The sequence below is a fragment of the Sphingomonas sp. FUKUSWIS1 genome, assembly GCF_000733135.1.
GTDB lineage: Bacteria > Pseudomonadota > Alphaproteobacteria > Sphingomonadales > Sphingomonadaceae > Sphingomonas > Sphingomonas aerolata.
This window is the reverse complement of record NZ_JPJC01000188.1, coordinates 3,355-4,496: the sequence shown is the minus strand read 5'-3', so window position 1 is coordinate 4,496 and position 1,142 is coordinate 3,355. Positions and strand designations below refer to the sequence as shown.

The following is a 1,142-nucleotide window of genomic DNA, read 5'->3' as shown; positions in this document are numbered from 1 at the left end:
GCCGGTGTCGGTGAAGGTCTGCGTATCGCTGCGATCGTAATTGCCCGTCACCGTCCAGCGCCACGTGCCGACATCGCCGTTCAGCGTTGTGCCCAGATGCGCCGCGATCGACGACGCGCGCTGCGCCAGCGGCAGGAAGCCCGGATCGTCGAGCGCACGGTTGATCACGCTCCCGTCCGCCAGCGTCAGCGCCGCGACGGGCAGGCCGTTCAGGCTGCGGCTGTCGGTCGATTCGAGCCGTCCGTTGATCGTCGCGCCGACATTGCCGAAGATGTTGCGCGCATAGACGCTGTTCGCGGTGAAGGTACTCGTCTGGCCCTGCAGCGTGCGGAACGGCGTCGGATCGACGACCGTGCCGCCCGCTCCCACCGCCCCGCTGCCGTTGCCCCCCGCGATCGGCACGATGTCGCGCTCCGCCTCGGTCAGCGCCGAACTCGTCGCATATTCGGCATGCAGGTTGACCCGCCGGTCGCGCGCGATCGTCAGCAGGTCGAGCTTGGCCTGCGGCGTGTTCGTCCCCCCCTCGGTCGGCATCCGGTCGATCGCCTCCGCGGTCACCGCGCGAAAGCGGCGGCGCAGCACGAAGTTCACGACCTTCTGATCCGCGCGATAGCCATATTTCAGCGCGACCTCCTCGGGCAGGATCTCGACGCGCTGGATCGCCTCGGTCGGGATGTCGCGGATTTCGGAAAAGCTCGAGATGCGCCGCCCGTTGAGCAGCACCACCGGCGCACCCCCGCTGCCGCGCCCGCTCGTCGTCTGCGGGCTGAGTTCGGCGAGCAGGTCGGACACCGAGCTGACGCCGTAGGAGCGGATGTCCGCCTGCCCCAAGGTCTGATCGGGCGGAATGTCGCCGACCACCGATCCGGGCAGCTTGCGCGATCCGGTGACGACGATCTCCTCGCCCTCGACGCTATCCTCCGGCTCGGCTGCAGCGCCGTCCGTCTGCGCGCCCTCTGTCGCCGGCACCGGCGCAGGCGCCTGTTGCGCCGCCGCCATCGCCGGCAGGCTCACCGCCAGCATCAAACCCAGTGTACGCATAACCCTGATATCCCATCGACCTGACCCCGGCACCTAGGGGCCAATTGTCGCAGGATTATGCCGCTTCACCGCGCCGCGTCGGTCGGTCCGGCCATGATTCC

Annotated in this window: 1 pseudogene; it reads right to left on the bottom strand. The window is 68.9% G+C overall.

The window, feature by feature from the left end:
• Positions 1-1,041, bottom strand: a pseudogene (locus sphsw_RS11570) (TonB-dependent receptor plug domain-containing protein); the annotation flags it as partial.
• Positions 1,042-1,142 lie beyond the last annotated feature (101 nt).